Below are 23,641 nucleotides of genomic sequence, written 5' to 3'. Positions count from 1 at the left end.
TGAGACGCCCTCGCGGGCGGTGGTCCGGAGCTTCGCCGGGCCCCCTTTACCCTTGAGGGATGACCAGCAGCAGTGACCGGACCGGGGCAGTGGACGAAGTGGGCGTTACTCGAAGCTACGAGATCCGCACCTACGGGTGCCAGATGAACGTCCATGACTCCGAGCGGCTGTCCGGCCTGCTGGAGGACGCGGGCTACGTCCGCGCTCCCGAAGGCACCGCCGAGGGCGACGCCGACGTCGTCGTCTTCAACACCTGCGCGGTGCGGGAGAACGCCGACAACAAGCTCTACGGCAACCTCGGCCGGCTGGCTCCCATGAAGACGAAGCGGCCGGGCATGCAGATCGCCGTCGGCGGCTGTCTCGCCCAGAAGGACCGCGACACCATCGTGAAGCGGGCCCCCTGGGTCGACGTCGTCTTCGGCACGCACAACATCGGCAAGCTGCCGGTGCTGCTCGAACGCGCCCGCGTCCAGGAAGAGGCCCAGGTCGAGATCGCCGAGTCCCTGGAGGCGTTCCCCTCGACGCTGCCGACGCGGCGCGAGAGCGCCTACGCGGCGTGGGTGTCCATCTCCGTCGGCTGCAACAACACCTGCACGTTCTGCATCGTCCCGGCGCTGCGCGGCAAGGAGAAGGACCGCCGCACGGGCGACATCCTCGCCGAGATCGAGGCGCTCGTCGCCGAGGGCGTCAGCGAGATCACCCTGCTCGGCCAGAACGTCAACGCGTACGGCTCCGACATCGGCGACCGCGAGGCGTTCTCCAAGCTGCTGCGCGCCTGCGGCAAGATCGAGGGCCTGGAGCGCGTCCGCTTCACCTCGCCGCACCCGCGCGACTTCACCGACGACGTGATCGCCGCCATGGCCGAGACGCCGAACGTGATGCACCAGCTCCACATGCCGCTGCAGTCCGGCTCGGACACCGTCCTCAAGGCGATGCGCCGCTCGTACCGCCAGGAGCGCTTCCTGGGCATCATCGAGAAGGTGCGCGCCGCCATGCCGGACGCCGCCATCTCCACCGACATCATCGTGGGCTTCCCCGGCGAGACCGAGGAGGACTTCGAGCAGACGATGCACGTGGTCCGCGAGGCCCGCTTCGCGAACGCCTTCACCTTCCAGTACTCCAAGCGCCCCGGCACCCCGGCGGCCACCATGGACGGGCAGATCCCCAAGGAGGTCGTGCAGGCGCGCTACGAGCGCCTGGTCGCCCTCCAGGAGGAGATCTCCTGGGAGGAGAACAAGAAGCAGGTCGGCCGCGTCCTGGACGTCATGGTCGCCGAGGGCGAGGGCCGCAAGGACGACGCCACGCAGCGCCTCTCGGGCCGCGCCCCCGACAACCGCCTGGTGCACTTCACCAAGCCGGACGAGGACGTCCGCCCGGGCGACGTGGTGACCGTCGAGATCACCTACGCCGCCCCGCACCACCTCCTCGCCGAGGGAGCCGCCAAGGCCGTGCGCCGCACGCGCGCGGGCGACGCGTGGGAGAAGCGCAACACCGCTGCCGCTGCCAAGCCGGCCGGCGTGATGCTGGGCATCCCGGCCATCGGCGCCCCGGCACCGAGCCCGGTGCCGACCGCCGCCGGCTGCGGCGACAGCTGCGGCTGACGCACCCGTCTGCAGAACGCGGCCCGGGCGACCCGGGCCGCGACTGCGGGGGCGGCACGGCGGGCGTATCGTTCCCGCCATGCTCGTCGCCGCTGCCGTATGCCCCTGCCCGCCGCTGCTCGTCCCGGAGGTCGCCGCCGGGGCCGCACCCGAGCTGGACGACCTGCGGGCCGCATGTCTCGACGCGGTGGGCGTCCTCGCCGCCGCCCGGCCCGACCGCCTCGTCGTCCTCGGCCCCGCGCCCCTGGACGGCCGGGGACCGCACCCGCAGGGTGCGCGCGGCTCGTTCCGCGGCCTCGGGGTGGACCTCGACGTCCGTCTGGGCCAGGGCGCGCCCGCGGACGGGCGCGAGCTCCCGCAGTCCCTGGCGGTCGCCGCCTGGCTGCTGGACCGTACGCGCTGGGCGGTCGCGCCCGTCGAGGGCCTGGGCGTCGGGGAGCCGCTGGATCCCGAGCGCTGCCTCGCGGCCGGCCGCGAGCTGGCCGGGGGCGACGGCCGGACCGCCCTGCTGGTGATGGGCGACGGCAGCGCCTGCCGGACGCTCAAGGCGCCGGGCTACCTCGACGAGCGGGCCGCGGACTTCGACGCGGAGGCGGCACGGGCGCTGGGCGCCGCCGACACCGCGGCCCTGACCGCGCTCGACGTCGCCCTCGCCCAGGAGCTGAAGGCCGCGGGCCGCGCCCCGTGGCAGGTGCTCGCCGGAGCCGGCGAGGACGCGGGGCTCAAGGGACAGCTGCTGTACGACGAGGCGCCCTACGGGGTGGGGTACTTCGTGGCGACGTGGTCGTAGGCCCGGCGCGCCACCTCTGAGCGGCTTCAGGCCGCCCTGACGGGCCCGTGAGGGAGCCCGGGCCCCCAGGGGTCTCTTCGCGCCGAACGGCGGCGAGCGGGCCGTACAGGCCCTTCAGGGATTCCTCGTGAGCAGACAGCCCCGGTCCGTGAGCGGACGTCCCCGGCGTAGTACCCCGGACACAGCGACGGGGCGCGGAGCCGATGCTCCGCGCCCCGTCGCCGACGAGGTCAGTGGGCCGGGACCACCCGGCGGTCCTCAGGAGGCCTGACCGCCCGGGGAGCCGCCTTCCTTGCCGCCCTCCTTCTCGGCGAGCCGCTCGATGGCGTCCTTGGCCTTGCCGGTGCCCGTCCGGATCTGGCTGTGGTACTTGCCCTTGGTCTTCTCGTCGACCACCTTGGCGGCCTTCTCCAGCCCCTGCTCGATCTTGTCCCCATGCTGCTGCGCGAGGTCGCCGATCTTGTCCTTCGCTGGGGCGAGCTTGGCCTTGAGAGTGTCCAACAGGCCCATGGCGCCTTCCCTCGTCTTCCTGGTTCAAGAGCTACTTACGGGCGCCCTCACCGGCCTCGCTGTCCGCGGCCTTCTCCGCCGACTGCTGCTTGGGGATCTCGACCCCCTCGCCGGCCTGAGCCTCGGCCTCGGCCTCGCCGGCCTCCTCCGACCCGGCCGCCTCGGCCTCCGTCGCGGCGGCGTCGGCCGATTCCGCCGTCAGAGTGGCCGTTGCCGCCTCTTCGGTTGACGCCTCGGACGACTTGCGGCGAAACCTTGAAAACACGCCCATATCTACTCCATTACCTTACTGGTGTGAGCGAAACCCCGCGCCGCCCGGTCCGCGCCGGGGCGCCGATCCGTGGACCAGCTGCCTCCGGCCCGTGAAACCGGCCGCCGGGACCTCGCAACAGGCAACGAACCCGGCAGCGCCGCGTCACGTCGCTCGTTCGTGGGGTGCCGCCCGGGTTTGCGAGACTGATCCGGTGAAAAACCCGGTGAAAAACGCAGTTCCCGCCCCGCGGGTCATCGCCGTCGTGGGTCCCACGGCGGCCGGCAAGTCCGACCTCGGCGTCGCCCTCGCCCAGCATCTGGGCGGGGAGGTCGTCAACGCCGACTCCATGCAGCTGTACCGGGGCATGGACATCGGCACCGCCAAGCTGACCCAGGAGGAGCGGCAGGGCGTGCCGCACCACTTGCTCGACATCTGGGACGTGACCGTGGCCGCGAGCGTCGCCGAGTACCAGCGGCTGGCCCGCGCGGAGATCGACCGGCTCCTGGCCGAGGGACGCACCCCCGTGCTCGTCGGCGGCTCCGGGCTCTACATCAAGGGCACGATCGACGCCTTGGACTTCCCCGGCACCGACCCGGCCGTCCGGGCCCGCCTGGAGGAGGAGCTGGCCGAGCACGGCCCCGGCGCCCTGCACGCCCGCCTCGCCGCCGCCGACCCGGCCGCCGCCCGCGCCATCCTGCCCGGCAACGGCCGCCGCATCGTGCGCGCCCTGGAGGTCATCGAGATCACCGGCCGGCCCTTCACCGCGAACCTGCCGGGCGAGGAGCCCGTCTACGACGCCCTGCAGATCGGCGTCGACGTCGAGCGCCCCGAGCTGGACGAGCGGATCACCCTGCGCGTGGACCGCATGTGGGAGGCGGGGCTCGTCGACGAGGTGCGCGACCTGGAGCGGCAGGGCCTGCGCGAGGGCCGCACCGCCTCCCGCGCCCTCGGCTACCAGCAGGTGCTCGCCTTCCTGGCGGGGGAGTGCACCGAGGACGAGGCGCGCGCCGAGACCGTACGGGCCACCAAGCGGTTCGCGCGCCGCCAGGACTCGTGGTTCCGCAAGGACAGCCGGGTCCACTGGCTGAGCGGGGCGGCCGACCGCAGGGCGGAACTGCCCGGCCTCGCGCTGGCGTTGCTCGAACGGGCGGTCACAGCCTGATCACGTGATGGCATCGGGACGCTACGCACGCCATTCCGGCCTGTGCGGGCGTGCCATCATCAAGCTTCGATCGAGCCGTGAAGTCCGGGTAGGAGGGCGCGTGGCGATGGAGGCCGGCCCTCGCGACAGACCGCAACAGCCGCCGCGGGGCGAGCCGGAGGCTCTGACTCCGGACGGTCCCGAGGACACCGAGGGAGCCGTCGAGGCCGGCAGCGCCGCGCCCGCGTCGTTCCGGGAACTGCGCCCGCAGCGCAGGCTGCGCATCTGGCAGCTGGCCCCGATCGTCGGGCTCGCCGCCGTCGGCTCCCTGATGTTCGCCTTCCCGCTCGCCTTCGAGTTCGGTGACGGCGGACCGGTCGTCGCCATGCTCGGCCTGCTCATCAGCTGCTGCGCCGCCGGCTGGGGAGTGATGGCCGCCCGCCGGGTCGGCTACACCTGGCCCGGCATGCCGGCCCCCGGCTCCGGAGGCCGCCCGGACTGGCGGTACGCCGCCACGTACGTCCTCGTCGTCGTCCTCGTCGTCGTCCTCGCCGTATGGCGCGTGGCACGGCTGCGCTGAGCGGGCCCGCAGCAGTGAGGCAGGCCGGGGGCCTCGCCGGGGAGACCGCGGGCCCGTCCCCGTACCATCGAACCGTGAGCACCACACAGATCGCCTTCCTCAAGGGCCACGGCACCGAGAACGACTTCGTGATCATCCCGGATTACGACGGCCGCATCGAGCTGTCGCCGGCCGCCGTCGCCCGTCTGTGCGACCGCCGCGCGGGCATCGGCGCCGACGGAGTGCTCCGCGTCGTCCGGTCCGCGGCCCACCCCGAGGCGCGCGCCATGGCCGGCGAGGCCGAGTGGTTCATGGACTACCGCAACAGCGACGGCAGCATCGCCGAGATGTGCGGCAACGGCGTCCGGGTCTTCGCCCGCTACCTCCGCCACGCGGGCCTCGTCGAGGCCGGCGACCTGGCCGTCGCGACCCGCGCGGGCATCCGGCAGGCCCACATCGCCAAGGACGGCCCCGACGGCACGCCCGGCGGGATCACCGTCGGCATGGGGCGGGCCGTGCTCCCCGAGGGCGAGGTGACCGTCACCGTCGGCGGCCGCACCCGCCCCGCCCGCAACGTGAACATGGGCAACCCGCACGCCGTCACCTTCGTCGACCACCTCGACGACGCCGGTGACCTGTACACCGCCCCGGGCGTCGCCCCGGCCGAGACCTACCCGGACGGCACCAACGTCGAGTTCGTGGCCGACCGCGGCCCGCGGCACGTCGCCATGCGCGTCCACGAGCGCGGCTCCGGCGAGACCCGCTCCTGCGGCACGGGCGCCTGCGCGGTGATGGTCGCGACCGCCCGCCGGGACGGCCTCGACCCCGCCGTCACCGGCCTCCCCGTCACGTACACCGTGGACATCCCCGGCGGACGCCTGGTGATCAGCGAGGCGCCGGACGGCACCGTCGAGATGACCGGCCCCGCCGTGATCGTCGCGGAGGGCGTCTTCGACCCGTCCTGGCTGGCCGCGGCGCTCGCCTGAGGACGCCACTACCTCTTTTCCGCTCCGCCCGCCGGACTCCGTGCGGCGTGGCTCGCTCGAATGGGTGATCCGTTTCACTCTGGGCGAGAGCGGGTGAGCAGCGCGTGATGGGCTCGGTAGCATCAAGCACCGGTACGGAGGCGCGCAGCCGACCGCCGGTCGACGCTGCCGGAGGTGCCCCATGAGCACGGACGCCACGCCCGAAGGTGTTCCAGGCCGCTGGCGCGGCCGCGCCCGCCTCGACCTGAGACGGCTGGGGCGGGCGGCCCTCGGCGGGTCGGGCTCGCGCGGCAGGCTGCCGGACGCCATCGACCACGTCGCCAAGGTGCACCGCGCCCACCACCCGGGCGCGGACCTCGACATCCTGCGGCGGGCCTATCTGCTCGCGGAGTCCTCCCACCGCGGCCAGACCCGCAAGAGCGGCGAGCCGTACATCACCCACCCGCTCGCCGTCACTCTCATCCTGGCCGAGCTCGGCGCCGAGACGACCACCCTGACCGCCTCCCTCCTCCACGACACCGTCGAGGACACCGAGGTGACGCTGGACCAGGTCCGCGGGCAGTTCGGCGAGGAGGTCCGCTTCCTGGTCGACGGCGTCACCAAGCTGGAGAAGGTCGACTACGGCGCGGCCGCCGAGCCGGAGACCTTCCGCAAGATGCTCGTGGCCACCGGCAACGACGTCCGCGTCATGTCCATCAAGCTCGCCGACCGGCTGCACAACATGCGCACGCTCGGCGTGATGCGCCCCGACAAACAGGTCCGCATCGCCAAGGTCACCCGGGACGTCCTGATCCCGCTCGCCGAACGGCTGGGCGTCCAGGCGCTCAAGACGGAGCTGGAGGACCTCGTCTTCGCGATCCTCCACCCCGAGGAGTACGCCCGCACCCGCGAGTTCGTCCGCGGGCACGCCGACGGCCTCGCGACCCTGGAGGCGACGGCGGAGCGGGTGCGGGCGGTCCTGCGCGAGGCGGACATCGCGGCCGACGTCCTCGTCAAGCAGCGCCACTTCGTCTCCGTGCACCGGGTGCGCCTCAAGCGGGCCGAGGTGACGGGCTCGGATCTCGGCAGGCTGCTCGTCCTGGTCGCGGAGGACGCCGACTGCTACGGGGTCCTCGGCGAGCTGCACACCTGCTTCACTCCGTTCATCTCGGAGTTCAAGGACTTCATCGCCACCCCGAAGTTCAACCTCTATCAGTCGCTGCACACGGCGGTGGCGTGCCCCGGCGGGGAGGCCGCGCAAGTCCTCATCCGCACCCACCAGATGCACAGGGTCGCCGAGGCCGGCGTCGTCGCCCTGGGGAATCCGTACGCGGCCCCGGAGACGCCCGACGCCACGGACGGCGAGCGCGTCGACCCCACCCGGCCCGGCTGGCTCTCCCGGCTCCTGCAGTGGCAGCAGGCCACGCCCGACCCCGACACCTTCTGGACCTCGCTCCGCCACGAGCTCGCCCTGGACCGCGAGATCACCGTCTTCCGCGCCGACGGCGGCACCATCGGCCTGCCCGCCGGTTCGAGCTGCGTCGACGCCGCCTACGCCCAGCACGGGGACGGCGGGCACAGCTGCATCGGCGCCCGCGTCAACGGCCGCCTCGTCACCCTCAGCACCGTGCTGCGCGACGGCGACACCCTGCAGCTGCTGATGTCCCGCGACAGCGCCTCCGGGCCCTCCCCGGATTGGCTGGAGCACGCCCGTACGCCCGCCGCGCGGATCGCCATCGAGCGCTGGCTGGCGACCCATCCCGCGGCCGAGGCCGCCCCGCCCGTGCCCCTCGCCACGGGCCGCCCCTGCCCGCCGCCCCGGGCCACTGCGCCGGCCGCTCGGTGGCCCGTCGCCGTCACGGCCGACGGGGCGGACCTGGCGGCCGCGAGCGTCCGGCTGGCGCGCTGCTGTACGCCCGTGCCGCCCGACGAGGTCACCGGCTTCGCCGTACGCGGCGGCGCGGTCACGGTGCACCGGGCTCAGTGCCCGGCGGTGCACCGCATGGTCACCTCCGGCCGGGAGCCCGTCGGCGTCCGCTGGAGCAGCCCCGAGGGAGGCGGTGCCTGCGACTACCGCGTCACCCTGCGCGCCGAATCGTTCAGCAGGCCGCACCTCCTGGCCGACCTCACGGAGGCCATCGCGGCCGAAGGGGCGGCGGTCATCTCGGCTGCCGTCGAGCCGCCCCACGAGCAGCGCGTGCGCCACACCTACACCCTCCAACTGCCGGACGCCGACCGGCTGCCGGAGCTGATGCGCGCCATGCGGCGGGTGCCGGGGGTCTACGACGTGGCGCGGGCCGGCCGGCCGGTGGCCACGGCGCGCCTCTAGCCGGGGCGGGACGGCCGGCAGGGGGAGGCCGCCGCCGGGACCGGAGTGACGACTTTCGCCCCCTGGGCGGGGAGCCGCTCGTACAGCCTTCCGGGCACGCTCGTACGGGTGGGGCGGCGCCGTGCCGCCACTGCGCGGGGCCCCCGCGCTGATAGCGATGGACGCATGCCGCAGTCACCCGGGAAACCCGCCCTGATCCCCTGGCGGACCGTGCGCCGCCGCGCCGCCCTCGCCACCGTCACGGCCCTCCTCGTCGGTGCCGCCGCTCCACCCTCCGCGACCCCTCAGGGCGTCGGCGACCGGCTCTTCCCGGACCTGGGCAATCCCGGCTACGACGTGGCCGCTTACGACATCAAGTTTGACTACCACACCAACAGCCGGCCGCTCGACGCCGTCACCACCATCGCGGCACGGGCCACCACCGGCCTGGACCACTTCAACCTCGACTTCTCGGGCGGCACGGTCCGCTCGGTGACCGTCAACGGCCTGCCCGCCCAGTTCGCCTCCGCCAAGGAGGACCTCGTCGTCACCCCGTCCGTCGCCCTGCCGGCTGAGGGTCTCTTCACCGTCGTCGTCCGGCACACCAGCGATCCGCGCAACCCCAAGGACGGCGGCTGGGTCCGTACGAAGGACGGGCTGGTCATGGCCAATCAGGCTGACGCGGGGCACCGGGTCTTCCCCTGCAACGACCACCCCTCCGACAAGGCCCGCTTCACCTTCCACGTCACCGCCCCCAGCGACCTGACGGTCGTCGCCAACGGCCGGCCGGAGGGACGCGCGGCCCGGGGCGCGAACACCGCCTGGACGTACCGCAGCGAGCACCCCATGGCCACCGAGCTCGCCCAGGTCGCCATCGGCCGCTCCGCCGTCGTGCACCGCACGGGGCCGCACGGCCTGCCCGTACGGGACGTCGTCCCGGCGGCCGACCGGCAGCGCGTGGAGAAGTGGGCGTCCAAGACGCCCGAGCAGATCGCCTGGATGGAGGGGAAGACCGGCCGCTACCCGTTCGAGAATTACGGCGTGCTGATCGCCGACGCGTCGACCGGCTTCGAGCTGGAGACGCAGACCCTGTCCCTCTTCGAGCGCGGCCTGTTCGTCCGGGACGACCTGCCCGCCTGGTACCTCGAGTCCATCATGGTCCACGAGCTCGCCCACCAGTGGTTCGGCGACAGCGTCAGCCCGGCGAGCTGGTCCGACCTCTGGCTCAACGAGGCGCACGCCACCTGGTACGAGGCGCTGTACGCCGAGCACAAGGGCGGCCGCACGCTCGACGCCCGGATGCGCGCCGCCTACGAGCACTCCGACGCCTGGCGCACCGACGGCGGGCCGCCCGCCCTGCCGAAGCCGCCCGACCCCGGCAGGCGGATCAGTATCTTCCGGCCGGTCGTCTACGACGGGGGCGCGCTCGTCCTCTACGCGCTGCGGCAGAAGATCGGAGCGGCGGCCTTCGACCGCCTGGAGCGCGAGTGGATCAACGCCCACCGGGACGAGAGCGCCACCACGTCCGACTTCACCGCCATCGCCGCCCAGGTCTCCGGCCAGGACCTGAAGGACTTCCTGCACGACTGGCTGTACGGCCCGAAGACCCCGCCCATGCCCGGCCACCCCGACTGGAAGGCCGCGGCGAAACCCGCGTGACGCTCCGGCGGCGGCGTGGGACCATCGACGCGTCGGCGGGGCCGCCGGCCGCGGGAATCCCCGGGGCCGCTCACGCGTTGTCGACGGTGCGGCCGCTGCACGGCCGCCACCTCCCAACGATGCAAAGGATCAAATGACCTCCTCTTCTTCCCTTCCCCAGGACCGGCAGAGCCTCCCGGAGAGCCTTCGGGCCGACGCCCTGATGGAAGAGGACGTCGCCTGGAGCCACGAGATCGACGGGGAGCGCGACGGCGAGCAGTACGACCGCTCCGAGCGGGCCGCCCTGCGGCGCGTCGTCGGCCTCTCCACCGAGCTGGAGGACGTCACCGAGGTCGAGTACCGGCAGCTGCGCCTGGAGCGCGTGGTGCTGGTCGGCGTCTGGACGTCCGGCACGGTGCAGGACGCGGACAACTCCCTCGCGGAGCTCGCCGCCCTCGCTGAGACCGCGGGCGCCCTGGTGCTCGACGGCGTCACCCAGCGCCGCGACAAGCCGGACCCGGCTACGTACATCGGCTCCGGCAAGGCCCAGGAGCTGCGGGACATCGTCCTGGAGTCCGGCGCCGACACTGTCGTCTGCGACGGTGAGCTCAGCCCCGGCCAGCTCATCCAGCTGGAGGACGTCGTCAAGGTCAAGGTGGTCGACCGCACCGCCCTGATCCTCGACATCTTCGCCCAGCACGCCAAGTCCCGAGAGGGCAAGGCGCAGGTCTCGCTCGCCCAGATGCAGTACATGCTGCCGCGGCTGCGCGGCTGGGGCCAGTCGCTGTCCCGGCAGATGGGCGGTGGCGGCTCCGGCTCCTCCGGAGGCGGCATGGCCACCCGCGGTCCCGGTGAGACCAAGATCGAGACCGACCGCCGGCGGATCCGCGAGAAGATGGCGAAGATGCGCCGGGAGATCGCGGAGATGAAGACCGGCCGCGACGTCAAGCGCCAGGAGCGCCGGCGGAACAAGGTCCCATCGGTCGCCATCGCGGGCTACACCAACGCCGGCAAGTCCTCCCTGCTCAACCGGCTCACCGGCGCGGGCGTCCTGGTGGAGAACGCCCTGTTCGCCACCCTGGACCCGACGGTGCGCCGGGCCGAGACGCCCACCGGCCGCGTGTACACCCTCGCCGACACCGTCGGCTTCGTCCGGCACCTGCCGCACCACCTCGTCGAGGCGTTCCGCTCCACCATGGAGGAGGTCGGCGACTCCGACCTCATCCTGCACGTGGTGGACGGCGCGCACCCGACGCCCGAGGAGCAGCTGGCCGCCGTGCGCGAGGTGATCCGCGACGTCGGCGCGACGAACGTGCCCGAGATCGTCGTGATCAACAAGGCGGATGCCGCGGACCCGCTGGTCCTGCAGCGGCTGCTGCGCATCGAGAAGCACTCGATCGCGGTGTCGGCGCGCAGCGGCGAGGGCATCGACGAGCTCCTGGCCCTGATCGACCGCGAGCTGCCGCGCCCCGCCGTGGAGATCGAGGCGCTCGTGCCGTACACCCACGGCTCGCTGGTCGCGCGGGCGCACGCCGAAGGCGAGGTGATCTCCGAGGAGCACACCCCGGAGGGCACGCTGCTGAAGGCGCGGGTGCACGAGGAGCTCGCCGCAGAGCTCCAGCGGTACGTGCCCGCGGCCCGCAGCTGAGGACAGCGGCCCCGAGCTGAGGGGAGCACCCTTGAAGTGCGAAGGCCCCGCTCCCCGGAATCCCGGGGAGCGGGGCCTTCGGCCGTGACGGCGGCGCTGCTACCGCGACGTCACCGCTTGGCGAACTTCTGGCTGATGGCGTTGTAGACGCCCTGCGCCTCCGGGCCCAGGTGCGGGCCGGCCAGCCAGGTGCTGTTGGCCGGGCCGATCGAGGTGTTGGAGACCAGCACCACCTTGCCGTCGGGGCCCTTGGCGAACCAGCCGCCACCGGACGAACCACCGGTCATCGTGCAGCCGATGCGGTACATCGTCGGCTGGGACGACTCGATCGTCAGCCGGCTCGGCCGGTCGACGCAGTCGTACATCTTCTGGCCGTCGAAGGGCGCGGCCGCCGGGTAGCCCCAGGCGCCCATGGACTGGATGGACTTCACCTGCGGGGCGTTGAAGTCGACCGTGAGGGCGTTGCCGACCGTCTCCTCCAGGGACTTGCCGGAGCCCGCCTCGGGCTTCACGTGCAGCACGGAGAAGTCGTACGGGGCGCCCGCGCCACCGGTCTCGGCGCCCTGCGCGATCCACTGGGAGGAGGTCTGCGCCCAGTCCGCCCACCACACGCCGTACGGGGCGACGTCCTGCACCGGCGCGCTGTTGACCTGGGCGCCCGGAAGGCCCTTGTCGTTGTACGACGGCACGAAGGCGATGTTGCGGTACCAGCCGCCCTTCTTGCCGGCGTGCACGCAGTGGCCCGCGGTCCACACCATGTTGGACTTGCCCGGGTGAGCCGGGTCCTTGACGACCGTCGCCGAGCAGACCATGTGGCCCTCGGGGCTGTCGAAGAACACCTTGCCGACCGGGGCCGCGTTGTTGTGGTAGGGCACGGCGACCGACTTCGCCTGCACCGGCCGCGGCTCGGGGTCGGTCACGCCCTGGTCACCGGAGGCGCCCGGCGCCGTGCCTGGAGCGCCCTGCGTGGAGAGCGTCTTGTCGCTCGGCCGGGCATCCTTCATGGAGTCCGGCTTCCAGTGGTCCTTGATGATGGGGTTGACGAAGTCGCGGGCCTCGCGCAGCCACTGCTCCTTGTCCCAGTTCTTCCAGGCGCCGTTCTTCCACTTCTCCAGGTCCTTCAGAGAACTGGGAAGGTTCTTGGGCAGCTCGAGGCCCTCGTCGCCCTTCTGCGAGGCGGCCGCACTGGGCTTGTCGCTCCCCGCCGCCTCGTCGTCGGACGGGCCGCACGCGGTGGCGGTCAGCGCCAGCGCGGCCGTCAGAGCGGCCGCGGCCAGCGCAGGCCTGCGGATGGATGGCATGGAGTGGGTTCCCCCTGATCGATCTGTTCGGACGTGTCCGCAATGCGCGGCCACGGTGTGGAGTTGTCATGCACCGCCCCAGCGGGGGAGGCAGGGCCCCACTATGCCGGTGAGGTGGAAGACGGGCTCGGGCGGGTCCTCGGTTCCGCGCCGCAAGGATCTTGACGGTGGGCCGTGATCCGTGGCGCGCGGCGTCGTTGGTACGTACGGGGGAGTGCCGACCAGCGTTCAGCCCAGAGTTCAGCAGCAGGAGGAGCCGGAGCCCGTGGCCTTGACCCAGCTACCGCCGACGGCGTCGCCGGCCGCAGCGTACGAAGGCATTCTGCGGCGGCAGTCGTCCCGCGAATCGGCCGCGCGCACGTATGCCCGGTCGCTGCCCATCGTGCCGGTGCGTGCCCGGGGGCTGACGATCGAGGGAGCCGACGGCCGCCGCTATCTCGACTGCCTCTCCGGGGCCGGCTCGCTGGCGCTGGGCCACAACCACCCGGTCGTGCTGGAGGCCATCCGCTCCGTCCTTGACTCCGGCGCCCCCCTCCACGTGCTCGACCTGGCCACTCCGGTCAAGGACGCCTTCACGGACGAGCTGTTCGCCACGCTGCCGCGGGGGCTGGCCGCAGCGGGCCGGATCCAGTTCTGCAGCCCGGCCGGCACCGACGCCGTGGAGGCCGCCTTCAAGCTCGTCCGCACCGCGACGGGCCGCGACGGCCTGATGGCCTTCACCGGCGCCTACCACGGCATGACGGAAGGGGCGCTCGCCGCATCGGGCGGGGCGCCGGGCGACCGGGTGACCCGGCTGCCCTATCCCCAGGACTATCGCTGCCCGTTCGGCGTCGGCGGGGAGAACGGCGCGCGGCTCGCCGCCCGCTGGACCGAGAGCCTCCTGGACGACCCGAAGAGCGGCGTGCGCCGGCCGGCCGGGATGATCGTCGAACCCGTGCAGGGTGAAGGCGGCGTGCTCCCCGCGCCGGACGGCTGGCTGCGCCGGATGCGCGAGCTGACCGCGGCGCGCTCCATCCCGCTCATCGCCGACGAGGTGCAGACCGGAGTGGGCCGCACGGGGGCGTTCTGGGCCGTCGGGCACAGTGGCATCGAGCCCGACGTGATGGTCCTGTCCAAGGCGATCGGCGGCAGCCTCCCGCTCGCCGTCATCGTCTACCGCGAGGCCCTCGACGCCTGGCAGCCGGGCGACCACGCCGGCACGTTCCGCGGCAACCAGCTCGCGATGGCCGCCGGAGCGGCGACGCTGCGGTACGTGAGGGAGAACGGCCTGGCCGGGCGCGCCGCCGCGCTCGGCGGGCGCATGCTGGACCGGCTGAGGCGGCTGGCGGAGGAATACGACTGCATCGGTGAGGTGCGCGGGGCCGGGCTCATGATCGGCATCGAGTTCGTCGAGCGGGAGGACGGTGCCGGCTCCGTAGCCCGTGCCGAGGATGCTGCGGAGGCCGGTGACGAGGCCGGTTCGACGGCCCGCCCGGCGGCCGGACCGGAAGGCGGCGGAGGACCGGCTCCCGGCACGCGGGTCGGCCCGGCAGACGGCGCGCAGCCGGGCACAGGGCGCGGCCCCGGTGCCGACGGCCCGCTGCCCGCCTCGCCCGCGCGGGCCGTGGCCGTCCAGCAGGAGTGCCTCCGCCGCGGCCTCATCGTCGAACTGGGCGGCCGCCACTCCTGCGTCGTCCGCCTCCTGCCGCCCCTGAACATCACCGACGAGCAGGCCGAGGCGGTCCTCGACCGGCTCGCCGACGCCGTCGCCGCGGTCTGCCGGCCCGGTTCGCGCATTCCCGGTATCCCCGCCCCGAGCACGCCGAAGGAGGCAGGCGCCGCATCCCCGGCCTGACGCCGTGACGTGCACGCCGTACACCGTATGAACGCATCCACCGGGACCGGTGCTTCCACCACCGGCCAGGAACGCGAACCGTCCGCCCAGGGCTCCGTGCCGTGCACGTCCCCGTCCGCCCAGCCGCATGAGGCCGCCCGGGAGCGCGAGCCCGCCCAGGAGCCTGAGCCTTCCGCTCACGCCCAGCCTGTGGCCTCCGCCGTCCCCCGCCAGGGCGGCGCCCCGCGCGGCGAGATCCCGGACCCCGGCCCCCCGCGCGCCTCCGACCCGCTGGAGCACCCAGACCCGGCGGTCGCCGCAGATGCCGCCGCCGCGGAGAACCTGCTGCGCTGCTGGATCCGCGAGACCGGCGTTCCGCGGCCGGCCGGGCCCGTGCTGCGCCTGCCGCTCACCGCGAGCGGAACAGCCCTGCAGGTGCCCGTGACCTACTGGTCGGCCGCCGGCTGGCACCGCCTCGGCCGGCCGGCCCTGGCGGACGCCCCCGACGACGCCCCTGCAGTCGACGCCGTCACCCTGGCCGTACTCCTCGGCCGGGAAGCGGCGCACCGCGCCGCCCGCGCGGGCTGCCCCGCCACGGGCGAGACCGCCGAACTCGCCTCCCGCGTGGCGGACTCCGCACGCCGCACCGCCGTCTTCCTCGCCGACCGGCGCGCCCGCCCCGCCGACCCCGGCGCGGGCGAGCTCTTCCTCTACGCCGAGCAGTCCCTGCTCCTCGGCCACCCCCTCCACCCCACGCCCAAGAGCCGCGCGGGCCTCTCCGACACCGAGGCCCGCGCCTACTCCCCGGAGCTGCGCGGGTCCTTCCCGCTGCACTGGCTGGCCGTCCACCGCTCCCTCCTCGCCACCGACTCGGCGTGGACCGAGCGAGGCCGGCCCGTCGACGCCGCCACCCTCGCCGCCCGGCTCGCCGGCCCGGAGCTGCGCCTGCCCCAGGACACCGTGGCGCTGCCGCTGCATCCCTGGCAGGCCCACGACGTCCGCAGCCGCCCCGACGTCCGAGCGCTCCTGGACGCGGGCCTGCTCCACGACCTCGGCCCCCTCGGCGCGCCCTGGTACGCCACTTCCTCCGTACGGACCGTGCACCGGCCCGGTGCGCCCGCGATGCTGAAGCTCTCCCTCGGCCTGCGGATCACCAACTCCCGCCGGGAGAACCTCCGCAAGGAACTGCACCGCGGCGTCGAGGTGCACCGCCTGCTGCGCAGCGGCCTCGCCGAGCAGTGGCGCGCGGCCTGCCCCGGCGGCCTCGGCTTCGACGTCGTCCGCGACCCCGCCTGGCTCGCGGCCGACGCCCCGGACGGCACGCCGCTGAGCGGCCTCGACACCGTCATCCGGCACAACCCCTTCGGCCCCGGCGACGACGCCGTCTGCCTCGCCGGGCTCGTATCGCCCCGCCCCTGGCCCGCCACCGCGCACGACAACCCCGGAGAGCCCGCCGAAGCCCTCCCCATGCGCTCCCGCCTCGCCCGGATCGTGGCCCGCCTCGCCCATCTGACCGGCCGCCCCGCGGGCGCCGTCTCCGCGGAGTGGTTCCTGCGCTATCTGGAAGCGGTCGTGCGCCCCGTGCTCTGGCTGGACGGGGAGGCGGGCGTCGCTCTGGAGGCCCACCAGCAGAACACCCTCGTCCTCCTCGACCGGGACGGCTGGCCCGCGGGCGGCCGCTACCGCGACAACCAGGGTTACTACTTCCGCGCCTCCCACCGGGACGCCCTCGACCGGCGGCTGCCCGGGATCGGCACCGGGAGCGACACCTTCGTGTCCGACGAGGTCACCGACGAGAGGCTCACCTACTACCTCGGCATCAACAACATCCTCGGCCTGATCGGGGCGTTCGGCGCGCAGCGCCTGGCCGACGAACAGCTCCTGCTGGCAGCGCTGCGCCGCTTCCTCAGGGAAGCCGCCGCCGGCCCGGCCGCCACCCGCTCGTCCCTGCCCGCCCGCCTCCTCGAAGCGCCCACCCTGCGCTGCAAGGCCAACATGCTGACCAGGCTGAGAGGGATCGACGAGCTCGTCGGCCCGGTCGACACCCAGTCCGTCTACGTCACCATCGCCAACCCCCTGGTCACGTCGGCCCGATGACCGGCGCGAGCTCCGGCCCCGGGCGAACGGGGCCCTTGAGGACACGGGCCCGGCAGGGCCCACGGGATCCCTGAACCGAGGGGATCCTCCGAGAGGAGTGCGTCTCCGTGCCGCCCACCGACCCCAGTACGAGCCCGGACGCCGGGCCCGGCCTCGGCGCCGTCCCGGGCCCCGGCCCGAGCTCCGACGGCCTCGCCGTCCCGGGCCCCGGCGGCAGGCTCGACGACAGAGCCTGCGCGAGCGCCGGCGACGGCGCCGGCCCCCCGACCGACAACGAAACCACCCTCGAACTGAAGCTGTCCGAAGAGTTCATCGAGCTCCTCGACCACGGCCCGCCGGAGCCTGCCGCGATCACCGCGGGCCGCGGGCCCGCCGCGGCCATCGGCCCGGGCTCCGACCTCCTCGACTCGCTCCCCGACTGGGGGCCCGCCGACACCGGCGCCGGCACCTTCCAGCTCGTACCGGTCCGCGTGGAGCGCGATCTGCGGCTCATCACCCGCTGGATGAACGACCCGGCCGTCGCGGCCTTCTGGAAACTGGGCGGCCCCGAGAGCGTCACCGAGGCCCACCTGCGCGTCCAGACCGGCGGCGACGGGCGCAGCATCCCCTGTCTCGGGGTGCTCGAAGGCGTGCCGATGAGCTACTGGGAGATCTACCGCGCCGACCTCGACCCCATCGCGCGCCACTACCCGGCCCGCCCGCACGACACCGGCATCCACCTCCTGATCGGCAAGGTCGCCGACCGGGGCCGCGGCCTCGGCACCCGCCTGCTGCGGACCGTCGCCGACCTCGTCCTGGAGCACCGGCCCTCCTGCGGCCGCGTCGTCGCCGAACCCGACCTGCGCAACACCCCGTGCGTCTCCGCCTTCCTGAGCGCGGGCTTCCGGCTGATGGCGGAAGTCGACCTTCCGGACAAGCGGGCGGCACTCGTGGTCCGCGACCGTGCCCTGCGCACACTCCTGTAGTACGTACGCGCCTCGCCCCTCACCCCGGCTCACTCCACTCCACCCCCCATCCCACCGGCCTTTCCGAGGAGCCCCCTTGTCTCCTTCACCCCGGTCCGAACACCTCGGCACCCGCTCCGGCCCGGACGGCACAGCCCGCGCCGGCAGCGCGGACACCCCGGCCCACTCCCATCCCGAGGACACCACCGACCGCCCCACGCGCCCCGCCCGCCCCGACGGCTCGGACTGGTCGCTCGCGGGCGCCCGCCTGCTCGCCAAGATGCTCGGCGAGCTCAGCTACGAGGGCGTGCTCACCCCCGAGCCGGACGACACGATGCCCGAGCAGGCAGACACGCCGCCCGGGCCGGACGGCACCCCGGCGTCCCCGGAGCCCGCCGCTGCCTACCGCCTGCCGTTAACGGACGACGTGACCTGCCGCTTCCGCGCCCGGCGGGGCGCATACGGTCACTGGCGCGTCGACCCTGATTCCCTCACCCCCTTCCAGGATCCCCTCCGCTTCCTCGCCCTCGCCCACGACACCGTGCTCGGCCTGTCCGGCGACACCACCGGCCACCTGCTCAGGGAACTCCTCGCCACCCTCGCCGCCGACACCCGCCTCCAGGCGGGCGCCCTCAGCGCGGCGGACCTCGCCGACCTCGACTACGCCGCGCTGGAAGGCCACCAGACCGGCCACCCCTGGCTCATCGCCAACAAGGGCCGGCTCGGCTTCTCCGCCTCCGACGCCGCCCTGTGGGCCCCGGAGGCCCGCATCCCGCGCCGACTGCCCTGGATCGCCGTCCACCGCGACCTCGCGCACTACCGGGCCGTCCCCGCACTCGCCACCCCCGATCGCCTCTACGCCGAAGAGCTCGCCCCCGGCACCCGGGCCGCCTTCGCCCGCACCGTCGCCGACCACGGGCGCGACCCCGCCGGCTACCTCTGGCTCCCCGTCCACCCCTGGCAGTGGGACGAGACCGTGGCCCCCCTCTTCGCGCCCAGCCTCGCCGACGGATCCATCATCCTCCTGCCCACTGACAACGACCTCCGGCTCCCGCAGCAGTCCGTCCGCACCTTCCTCAACATCAGCCGCCCGGACGCCCGGACCGTGAAGCTCCCGCTGTCGATCCTTAACACCCTCGTCTGGCGCGGCCTGCCGACCGAGCGCACCCTCGCCGCCCCCGCCGTCACCGCCTGGGTCCAGGCCCTCCGGGACGAGGACGACTTCCTCCGGGACGAGACCCGGGTGATCCTCCTCGGCGAGACCGCCTCCGTGACCGTCGAGCACCCCCTCTACGACCGGCTGCCAGGCGTCCCGTACCAGTACAAGGAACTGCTCGGCTGCATCTGGCGCGAGCCCCTCGGCCCCGCCCTCGCCCCCGGCGAGCGCGCCCGCACCCTCGCGGCCCTGCTGCACACCGACCCCGCCGGCCGCTCCTTCACCGCCGAGCTCGTCCGCCGCTCCGGCCTGGCCCCGGCCGACTGGCTGCGCCGGCTCTTCGCCGCGCTGCTCCCGCCGCTGCTGCGCTTCCTCTACCGTTACGGAACCGTCTTCTCCCCGCACGGCGAGAACGCCATCGTCGTCTTCGACGACAACGACGTCCCCACCCGCCTCGCCGTCAAGGACTTCGTCGACGACATCAACATCAGCGCCGTACCGCTGCCCGAGCACGCCTCCATGCCCGGCGACGTACGGGAGGTGCTGCTCACCGAACCACCAGGATTCCTCACCCAGTTCATCCACTCCGGCCTCTTCGTCGGCGTCTTCCGCTACCTCGCGCCGCTGTGCGAGGAACAACTCGGCGTGCCCGGAGCGGCCTTCTGGTCGCTCGTCCGGGCGGAGATCGTGCGGCACCACGAGCGCTTCCCGCGGATGAAGGACCGCTACGAGGCCTTCGACCTGCTCACCCCGCGGATCGAGCGCCTCTGCCTCAACCGCAACCGGCTGCATCTCGACGGCTACCGCGACCGCCCGGAGCGCCCGCACGCGGCCGTCCACGGCACCGTGCCCAATCCGCTGCACATCGCGTGACGCCGCCGCCGATGTCAGTGCCGCCCTTTAGGCTGGAAGAGCTATGACTGCCTCCTCCTCGCCCTCCCTCGCCGACCTGCTGCACGCCGCCGTCACCGCCGTCGGCGGCACAGAGCGGCCCGGCCAGGTCACCATGGCCGAATCCGTCGCCGAAGCCGTCGACGGCAATTCCCACCTGCTCGTCCAGGCCGGCACCGGCACCGGCAAGTCCCTCGGCTATCTGGTGCCGGCCCTGGCCCACGGCGAGCGCGTGGTGGTAGCCACGGCGACGCTCGCGCTCCAGCGCCAGCTCGTGGAGCGCGATCTTCCGCGGACGGTGGACGCCCTGCAGCCGCTGCTGCGCCGCCGCCCCCAGTTCGCCATGCTCAAGGGCCGGTCCAATTACCTGTGCCTGCACCGGCTGCACGAGGGGGTGCCCCAGGACGAGGAGGAGGGGCTCTTCGACCCCTTCGAGGCGGCGGCGCCCTCCAGCAAGCTCGGCAAGGACCTGCTGCGCCTGCGCGACTGGTCCGACGAGACGGAGACCGGTGATCGCGACGACCTCACCCCCGGCGTCTCCGACCGCGCCTGGTCCCAGGTGTCGGTCACGTCCCGCGAGTGCCTCGGCGCCTCGAAGTGCGCGTACGGCGCCGAGTGCTTCGCCGAGGCGGCCCGGGAGCGGGCCAAGCTCGCCGACGTGGTGGTCACCAACCACGCCCTGCTGGCCATCGACGCCATCGAGGGCGCCCCGGTGCTGCCGAGCCATGAGGTCCTGATCGTCGACGAAGCCCATGAGCTGGTCTCCAGGGTCACCGGCGTTGCTACCGGCGAGCTCACCCCCGGCCAGGTCAACCGTGCCGTGCGGCGTGCCGCCAAGCTGGTCGACGAGAAGGCCGCGGACGCCCTGCAGACCGCCGCGGAGAGCTTCGAGCGCCTGATGGAGCTCGCGCTCCCGGGCCGGCTGGAAGAGCTCCCCGACGATCTCGAGTACGCCCTGATGGCGCTGCGCGACGCCGCCCGTACGGTCATCTCCTCGATCGGCAACACCCGCGACAAGTCCGTCCAGGACGAGGACGCGGTCCGTAAGCAGGCCCTGGCCTCCGTGGAGAACATCCACGCGGTCGCCGAGCGCATCGTGGAGGGCTCCGAGTACGACGTCGTGTGGTACGAGCGGCACGACCGCTTCGGGGCCTCGCTCCGAGTGGCCCCGCTCTCGGTGTCCGGGCTGCTGCGCGAGAAGCTCTTCAGCGAGCGGTCCGTGGTGCTCACCTCGGCCACGCTCAAGCTCGGCGGGGACTTCAACGGCGTCGGCGCGTCCCTGGGCCTGGCGCCCGAGGGCACCGGCGGCACGGACAGCCCGGAGTGGAAGGGGGTCGACGTCGGCTCGCCGTTCGACTATCCCAAGCAGGGCATCCTCTACGTCGCGCGGCATCTGTCCCAGCCCGGCCGGGAGGGCAGCCGTACGGACATGCTCGACGAGCTGGCCGAGCTGGTGGAGGCCGCCGGCGGCCGGACCCTGGGTCTGTTCTCCTCGATGCGCGCCGCCCAGGCCGCGGCCGAGGCGCTGCGCGGGAGGCTCGACGTGCCGATCCTCCTCCAGGGCGAGGAGACGCTCGGCGAGCTGATCAGGAATTTCGCCGCCGACGCCCGTACGTGCCTGTTCGGCACGCTGTCGCTGTGGCAGGGCGTCGATGTGCCGGGGCCGAGCTGCCAGCTGGTGGTGATGGACCGCGTGCCCTTCCCGCGCCCGGACGATCCGCTGATGAGCGCCCGGCAGAAGGCCGTCGAGGAGGCGGGCGGCAACGGCTTCATGGCGGTGGCGGCGACACACGCCGCGCTGCTGATGGCCCAGGGTGCCGGCCGGCTCGTCCGGGCCTCGGGGGATCGTGGTGTGGTCGCCGTGCTCGACCCCCGGCTGGCCACGGCCCGCTACGGCGGCTTCCTGCGCTCGTCACTGCCGGACTTCTGGTACACCACGGACCGTAACCAGGTGCGGCGCTCGCTGGCTGCGATCGACGGGGTGGCGAAGGCGGAGGGCCGCTAGACGGGTCGCTGGACGCTGCGGGCCTGGTGCCGCCGGGCCCAGCGCGCACAAAGGCCTTACGACAGAAACACGCACAAAGGCTCTACGACAGAAAGACGACGGCAAAGAGCCCCGGAACCGGCGCAGGGCGGTTCCGGGGCCAGGCCTTGCGGCCTGCGCCTTCAGACGCGGCGCAGCACCGCCACGACCTTGCCGAGGATGGTGGCCTCGTCGCCCGGGATCGGCTGGTAGGCGGCGTTGTGCGGCAGCAGCCACACATGGCCGTCCTCGCGCTTGAAGCGCTTGACCGTGGCTTCCCCGTCGAGCATGGCGGCCACGATGTCGCCGTTCTCCGCGACGGGCTGACGGCGGACCGTCACCCAGTCGCCGTCGCAGATGGCGGCCTCGATCATGGAGTCGCCGACGACCTTCAGGACGAACAGCTCGCCGTCGCCCACCAGTTGGCGGGGGAGCGGGAAGACGTCCTCGACGGACTCCTCGGCCAGGATCGGACCGCCCGCGGCGATCCGGCCGACCAGCGGTACGTAGGACGCGGCCGGCTTGCCGGTGGTGTCCGTGGGCTGCGAGCTGGGCTGGTCCGAGCCGCGCACCTCGTAGGCGCGGGGGCGGTGCGGATCCCGGCGCAGGAAGCCCTTGCGCTCCAGCGCCATGAGCTGGTGCGCCACCGAGGAGGTGCTCGACAGCCCGACCGCCTGGCCGATCTCCCGCATGGAGGGTGGGTAGCCCCGGCGCTGGACGGAATCCCGGATCACTTCGATGACCCGCCGCTGGCGGTCGGTGAGGCCCGAGCTGTCGGCCCGGATGCCTGGAGGTCGGCCCGGGAGGGCCCGAGCGGGCTTCTGCCCCTCGGAGCTCATGGCTGCGTCATTCATCGGGTGTGCCTGGTCGAGTCGGTTCTGGGAGCGGTCCTGGGCGGTGATTGTGGCGCTGTCTGCGGTGGTGGTCACGTCGGCCCCTCTCGAGATGTTCTCCCTAGCTGGACAACGGTAGTTGCTTTCGAAAGGTTGCGCCAAACACACGTTCGAGTGAAATATCGAAGTTTGCCTGACGTGATCAAGGTCGGGGGTGTACGGCTGAAGATCAATTCGGTCTATTGCGGTACCCTTCGGTGCGAAGCGCACCGGGCGGGTTCCGGGGTCCTGCGGGCCCCGCGCAGGATCGGCCGAATCGGACCGGAGCCCTCCGCGAGTGGCTCCAGTCTGTCATCAAAGCCCCCGTGCTCCTGCGGCCGGGGCGGCTCGCGTAGGCTCGTGAGCGGTCTTCGCGGCCGCGACACGCGTCCGGCACGGTTCACCGCACAGCACCAGATCTAGTGGTTTGATTGGCGAGAGCCGCCCACAGGTTGTGGTCGAGGGGTGTCGCCGGTCATTTGCGGGCGCCGTTATCGCCTATGCTGGGGGCTGCTTCGCAAGGCCCCCGTTCGAGGGTCCGCAGAGGCTGAAGATCGTGCACAGTCCTACGAGGGTGAGGAGGGTGGAGAGCCATGCACTGCCCCTTCTGCAGGCACCCCGACAGCCGCGTCGTCGACAGCCGGACCACCGACGACGGCTGCTCGATCCGGCGCCGGCGCCAGTGCCCCGACTGCTCCCGTCGTTTCACGACCGTGGAGACCGCTTCGCTGATGGTGATCAAGCGGAGCGGGGTCACCGAGCCCTTCAGCCGCACCAAGGTCATCTCCGGAGTGCGCAAGGCGTGCCAGGGCCGCCCGGTCACCGAGGACGCCCTGGCCCAGCTCGGCCAGCGGGTCGAGGAGGCGGTGCGCGCCACGGGCAGCGCCGAGCTCTCCACGCATGACGTGGGTCTCGCCATACTCGGCCCCCTCCGGGATCTCGACCTCGTCGCGTATCTGCGGTTCGCGTCCGTGTACCAGGCGTTCGACTCGCTCGAGGACTTCGAGGCCGCCGTCGCGGAGCTCCGCGAGCAGCGGTCCGCCGCGACCGCCGGCGACGGCGACGAGGACTCCAGGGTCCCCGCGCCCAGCACGGCCGCCGAGTAGCCGCGGCCATCACAGACCTGCCCGG

The 23,641-nt window shown here is 73.2% G+C and carries 18 protein-coding genes; 14 read left to right on the top strand and 4 right to left on the bottom strand.

The genetic code is table 11. The annotated features are described in order from the left end of the window. Positions 1–59: 59 nt before the first annotated feature. Both miaB and IF61_RS0124480 read left to right on the top strand, forming a co-directional pair. Positions 60–1,601, top strand: a complete 1,542-nt coding sequence (gene miaB, locus IF61_RS0124485) for a tRNA (N6-isopentenyl adenosine(37)-C2)-methylthiotransferase MiaB (RefSeq protein WP_211264931.1) — start codon at positions 60–62, stop codon at positions 1,599–1,601. A 79-nt stretch (positions 1,602–1,680) separates the two neighbouring features. Next, the gene (locus IF61_RS0124480) at positions 1,681–2,391 is read left to right on the top strand and encodes a class III extradiol dioxygenase subunit B-like domain-containing protein (protein WP_030368682.1); all 711 of its coding nucleotides are present in this window, start codon (positions 1,681–1,683) and stop codon (positions 2,389–2,391) included. 258 nt (positions 2,392–2,649) lie between these two features. Here IF61_RS0124480 and IF61_RS0124475 read toward each other — a convergent pair whose 3' ends face one another. Next, positions 2,650–2,901, bottom strand: coding sequence for an antitoxin (locus IF61_RS0124475; protein ID WP_030368681.1), 252 nt, complete (start codon positions 2,899–2,901; stop codon positions 2,650–2,652). 31 nt (positions 2,902–2,932) lie between these two features. Beyond that, the gene (locus tag IF61_RS0124470; RefSeq protein WP_030368680.1) at positions 2,933–3,172 is read right to left on the bottom strand and encodes a hypothetical protein; all 240 of its coding nucleotides are present in this window, start codon (positions 3,170–3,172) and stop codon (positions 2,933–2,935) included. A 205-nt stretch (positions 3,173–3,377) separates the two neighbouring features. Here IF61_RS0124470 and miaA point away from each other — a divergent pair, with 205 nt between their 5' ends. From miaA to hflX, 6 genes are all read left to right on the top strand, one after another. Further along, positions 3,378–4,316 carry a tRNA (adenosine(37)-N6)-dimethylallyltransferase MiaA gene (miaA, locus tag IF61_RS0124465; RefSeq protein ID WP_030368679.1) on the top strand — a complete coding sequence of 313 codons (939 nt, stop codon included), beginning with the start codon at positions 3,378–3,380 and terminating at the stop codon, positions 4,314–4,316. 106 nt (positions 4,317–4,422) lie between these two features. Further along, the gene (locus IF61_RS0124460) at positions 4,423–4,875 is read left to right on the top strand and encodes a hypothetical protein (protein WP_030368678.1); all 453 of its coding nucleotides are present in this window, start codon (positions 4,423–4,425) and stop codon (positions 4,873–4,875) included. Positions 4,876–4,949: 74 nt separating this feature from the next. Then, positions 4,950–5,840, top strand: coding sequence for a diaminopimelate epimerase (dapF, locus tag IF61_RS0124455; RefSeq protein WP_030368677.1), 891 nt, complete (start codon positions 4,950–4,952; stop codon positions 5,838–5,840). A 181-nt stretch (positions 5,841–6,021) separates the two neighbouring features. Next, entirely contained in the window at positions 6,022–8,148 is a 2,127-nt protein-coding gene (locus IF61_RS0124450; RefSeq protein ID WP_030368676.1) for a RelA/SpoT family protein, read from the top strand. 165 nt (positions 8,149–8,313) lie between these two features. After that, on the top strand, positions 8,314–9,786 hold the full coding sequence (locus IF61_RS0124445; RefSeq protein WP_211264930.1) for a M1 family metallopeptidase: 1,473 nt from the start codon (positions 8,314–8,316) through the stop codon (positions 9,784–9,786). Between the two features lie 133 nt (positions 9,787–9,919). Continuing rightward, positions 9,920–11,413, top strand: a complete 1,494-nt coding sequence (gene hflX / locus IF61_RS0124440) for a GTPase HflX (RefSeq protein ID WP_030368674.1) — start codon at positions 9,920–9,922, stop codon at positions 11,411–11,413. 110 nt (positions 11,414–11,523) lie between these two features. Here hflX and IF61_RS0124435 read toward each other — a convergent pair whose 3' ends face one another. Continuing rightward, positions 11,524–12,714: a trypsin-like serine peptidase gene (locus IF61_RS0124435; protein WP_030368673.1), complete on the bottom strand. Its 1,191-nt coding sequence runs from the start codon at positions 12,712–12,714 to the stop codon at positions 11,524–11,526. Positions 12,715–12,979: 265 nt separating this feature from the next. Here IF61_RS0124435 and IF61_RS0124430 point away from each other — a divergent pair, with 265 nt between their 5' ends. The 5 genes from IF61_RS0124430 (at position 12,980) to IF61_RS0124410 (ending at position 21,620) form a co-directional block, all read left to right on the top strand. After that, on the top strand, positions 12,980–14,548 hold the full coding sequence (locus tag IF61_RS0124430; protein ID WP_052392989.1) for a diaminobutyrate--2-oxoglutarate transaminase family protein: 1,569 nt from the start codon (positions 12,980–12,982) through the stop codon (positions 14,546–14,548). A 27-nt stretch (positions 14,549–14,575) separates the two neighbouring features. Continuing rightward, positions 14,576–16,624 carry an IucA/IucC family protein gene (locus IF61_RS0124425; protein WP_107043117.1) on the top strand — a complete coding sequence of 683 codons (2,049 nt, stop codon included), beginning with the start codon at positions 14,576–14,578 and terminating at the stop codon, positions 16,622–16,624. 107 nt (positions 16,625–16,731) lie between these two features. Then, complete coding sequence (locus IF61_RS0124420) at positions 16,732–17,589, top strand: GNAT family N-acetyltransferase (protein ID WP_078660456.1); 858 nt, start codon at positions 16,732–16,734, stop codon at positions 17,587–17,589. A gap of 259 nt (positions 17,590–17,848) precedes the next feature. Next, on the top strand, positions 17,849–19,597 hold the full coding sequence (locus tag IF61_RS0124415) for an IucA/IucC family protein (RefSeq protein ID WP_043190528.1): 1,749 nt from the start codon (positions 17,849–17,851) through the stop codon (positions 19,595–19,597). Positions 19,598–19,640: 43 nt separating this feature from the next. After that, entirely contained in the window at positions 19,641–21,620 is a 1,980-nt protein-coding gene (locus tag IF61_RS0124410; protein ID WP_030368668.1) for an ATP-dependent DNA helicase, read from the top strand. A 161-nt stretch (positions 21,621–21,781) separates the two neighbouring features. Here the strand turns inward: IF61_RS0124410 and lexA are convergent, their stop codons facing one another. Next, positions 21,782–22,567, bottom strand: a complete 786-nt coding sequence (gene lexA / locus IF61_RS0124405) for a transcriptional repressor LexA (protein ID WP_030368667.1) — start codon at positions 22,565–22,567, stop codon at positions 21,782–21,784. Between the two features lie 536 nt (positions 22,568–23,103). Here lexA and nrdR point away from each other — a divergent pair. After that, positions 23,104–23,616: a transcriptional regulator NrdR gene (nrdR, locus tag IF61_RS0124400; RefSeq protein ID WP_030368666.1), complete on the top strand. Its 513-nt coding sequence runs from the start codon at positions 23,104–23,106 to the stop codon at positions 23,614–23,616. Positions 23,617–23,641 lie beyond the last annotated feature (25 nt).

It is taken from the genome of Streptomyces roseoverticillatus (genome assembly GCF_000719265.1).
Lineage (GTDB): Bacteria > Actinomycetota > Actinomycetes > Streptomycetales > Streptomycetaceae > Streptomyces > Streptomyces roseoverticillatus.
This window is presented reverse-complemented; position numbering and strand designations above follow the sequence as displayed.

Bases quoted from the DNA above. Each gene is read 5' to 3' on its own strand.
- IF61_RS0124425 (WP_107043117.1), top strand. From the start codon at position 14,576: ATGAACGCATCCACCGGGACCGGTGCTTCCACCACCGGCCAGGAACGC.
- IF61_RS0124470 (WP_030368680.1), bottom strand. From the start codon at position 3,172: ATGGGCGTGTTTTCAAGGTTTCGCCGCAAGTCGTCCGAGGCGTCAACC.
- IF61_RS0124415 (WP_043190528.1), top strand. From the start codon at position 17,849: ATGCTCGGCGAGCTCAGCTACGAGGGCGTGCTCACCCCCGAGCCGGAC.
- nrdR (WP_030368666.1), top strand. From the start codon at position 23,104: ATGCACTGCCCCTTCTGCAGGCACCCCGACAGCCGCGTCGTCGACAGC.
- IF61_RS0124435 (WP_030368673.1), bottom strand. From the start codon at position 12,714: ATGCCATCCATCCGCAGGCCTGCGCTGGCCGCGGCCGCTCTGACGGCC.
- IF61_RS0124450 (WP_030368676.1), top strand. From the start codon at position 6,022: ATGAGCACGGACGCCACGCCCGAAGGTGTTCCAGGCCGCTGGCGCGGC.
- hflX (WP_030368674.1), top strand. From the start codon at position 9,920: ATGACCTCCTCTTCTTCCCTTCCCCAGGACCGGCAGAGCCTCCCGGAG.
- IF61_RS0124460 (WP_030368678.1), top strand. From the start codon at position 4,423: ATGGAGGCCGGCCCTCGCGACAGACCGCAACAGCCGCCGCGGGGCGAG.
- miaB (WP_211264931.1), top strand. From the start codon at position 60: ATGACCAGCAGCAGTGACCGGACCGGGGCAGTGGACGAAGTGGGCGTT.
- IF61_RS0124445 (WP_211264930.1), top strand. From the start codon at position 8,314: ATGCCGCAGTCACCCGGGAAACCCGCCCTGATCCCCTGGCGGACCGTG.
- IF61_RS0124410 (WP_030368668.1), top strand. From the start codon at position 19,641: ATGACTGCCTCCTCCTCGCCCTCCCTCGCCGACCTGCTGCACGCCGCC.
- IF61_RS0124480 (WP_030368682.1), top strand. From the start codon at position 1,681: ATGCTCGTCGCCGCTGCCGTATGCCCCTGCCCGCCGCTGCTCGTCCCG.
- IF61_RS0124475 (WP_030368681.1), bottom strand. From the start codon at position 2,901: ATGGGCCTGTTGGACACTCTCAAGGCCAAGCTCGCCCCAGCGAAGGAC.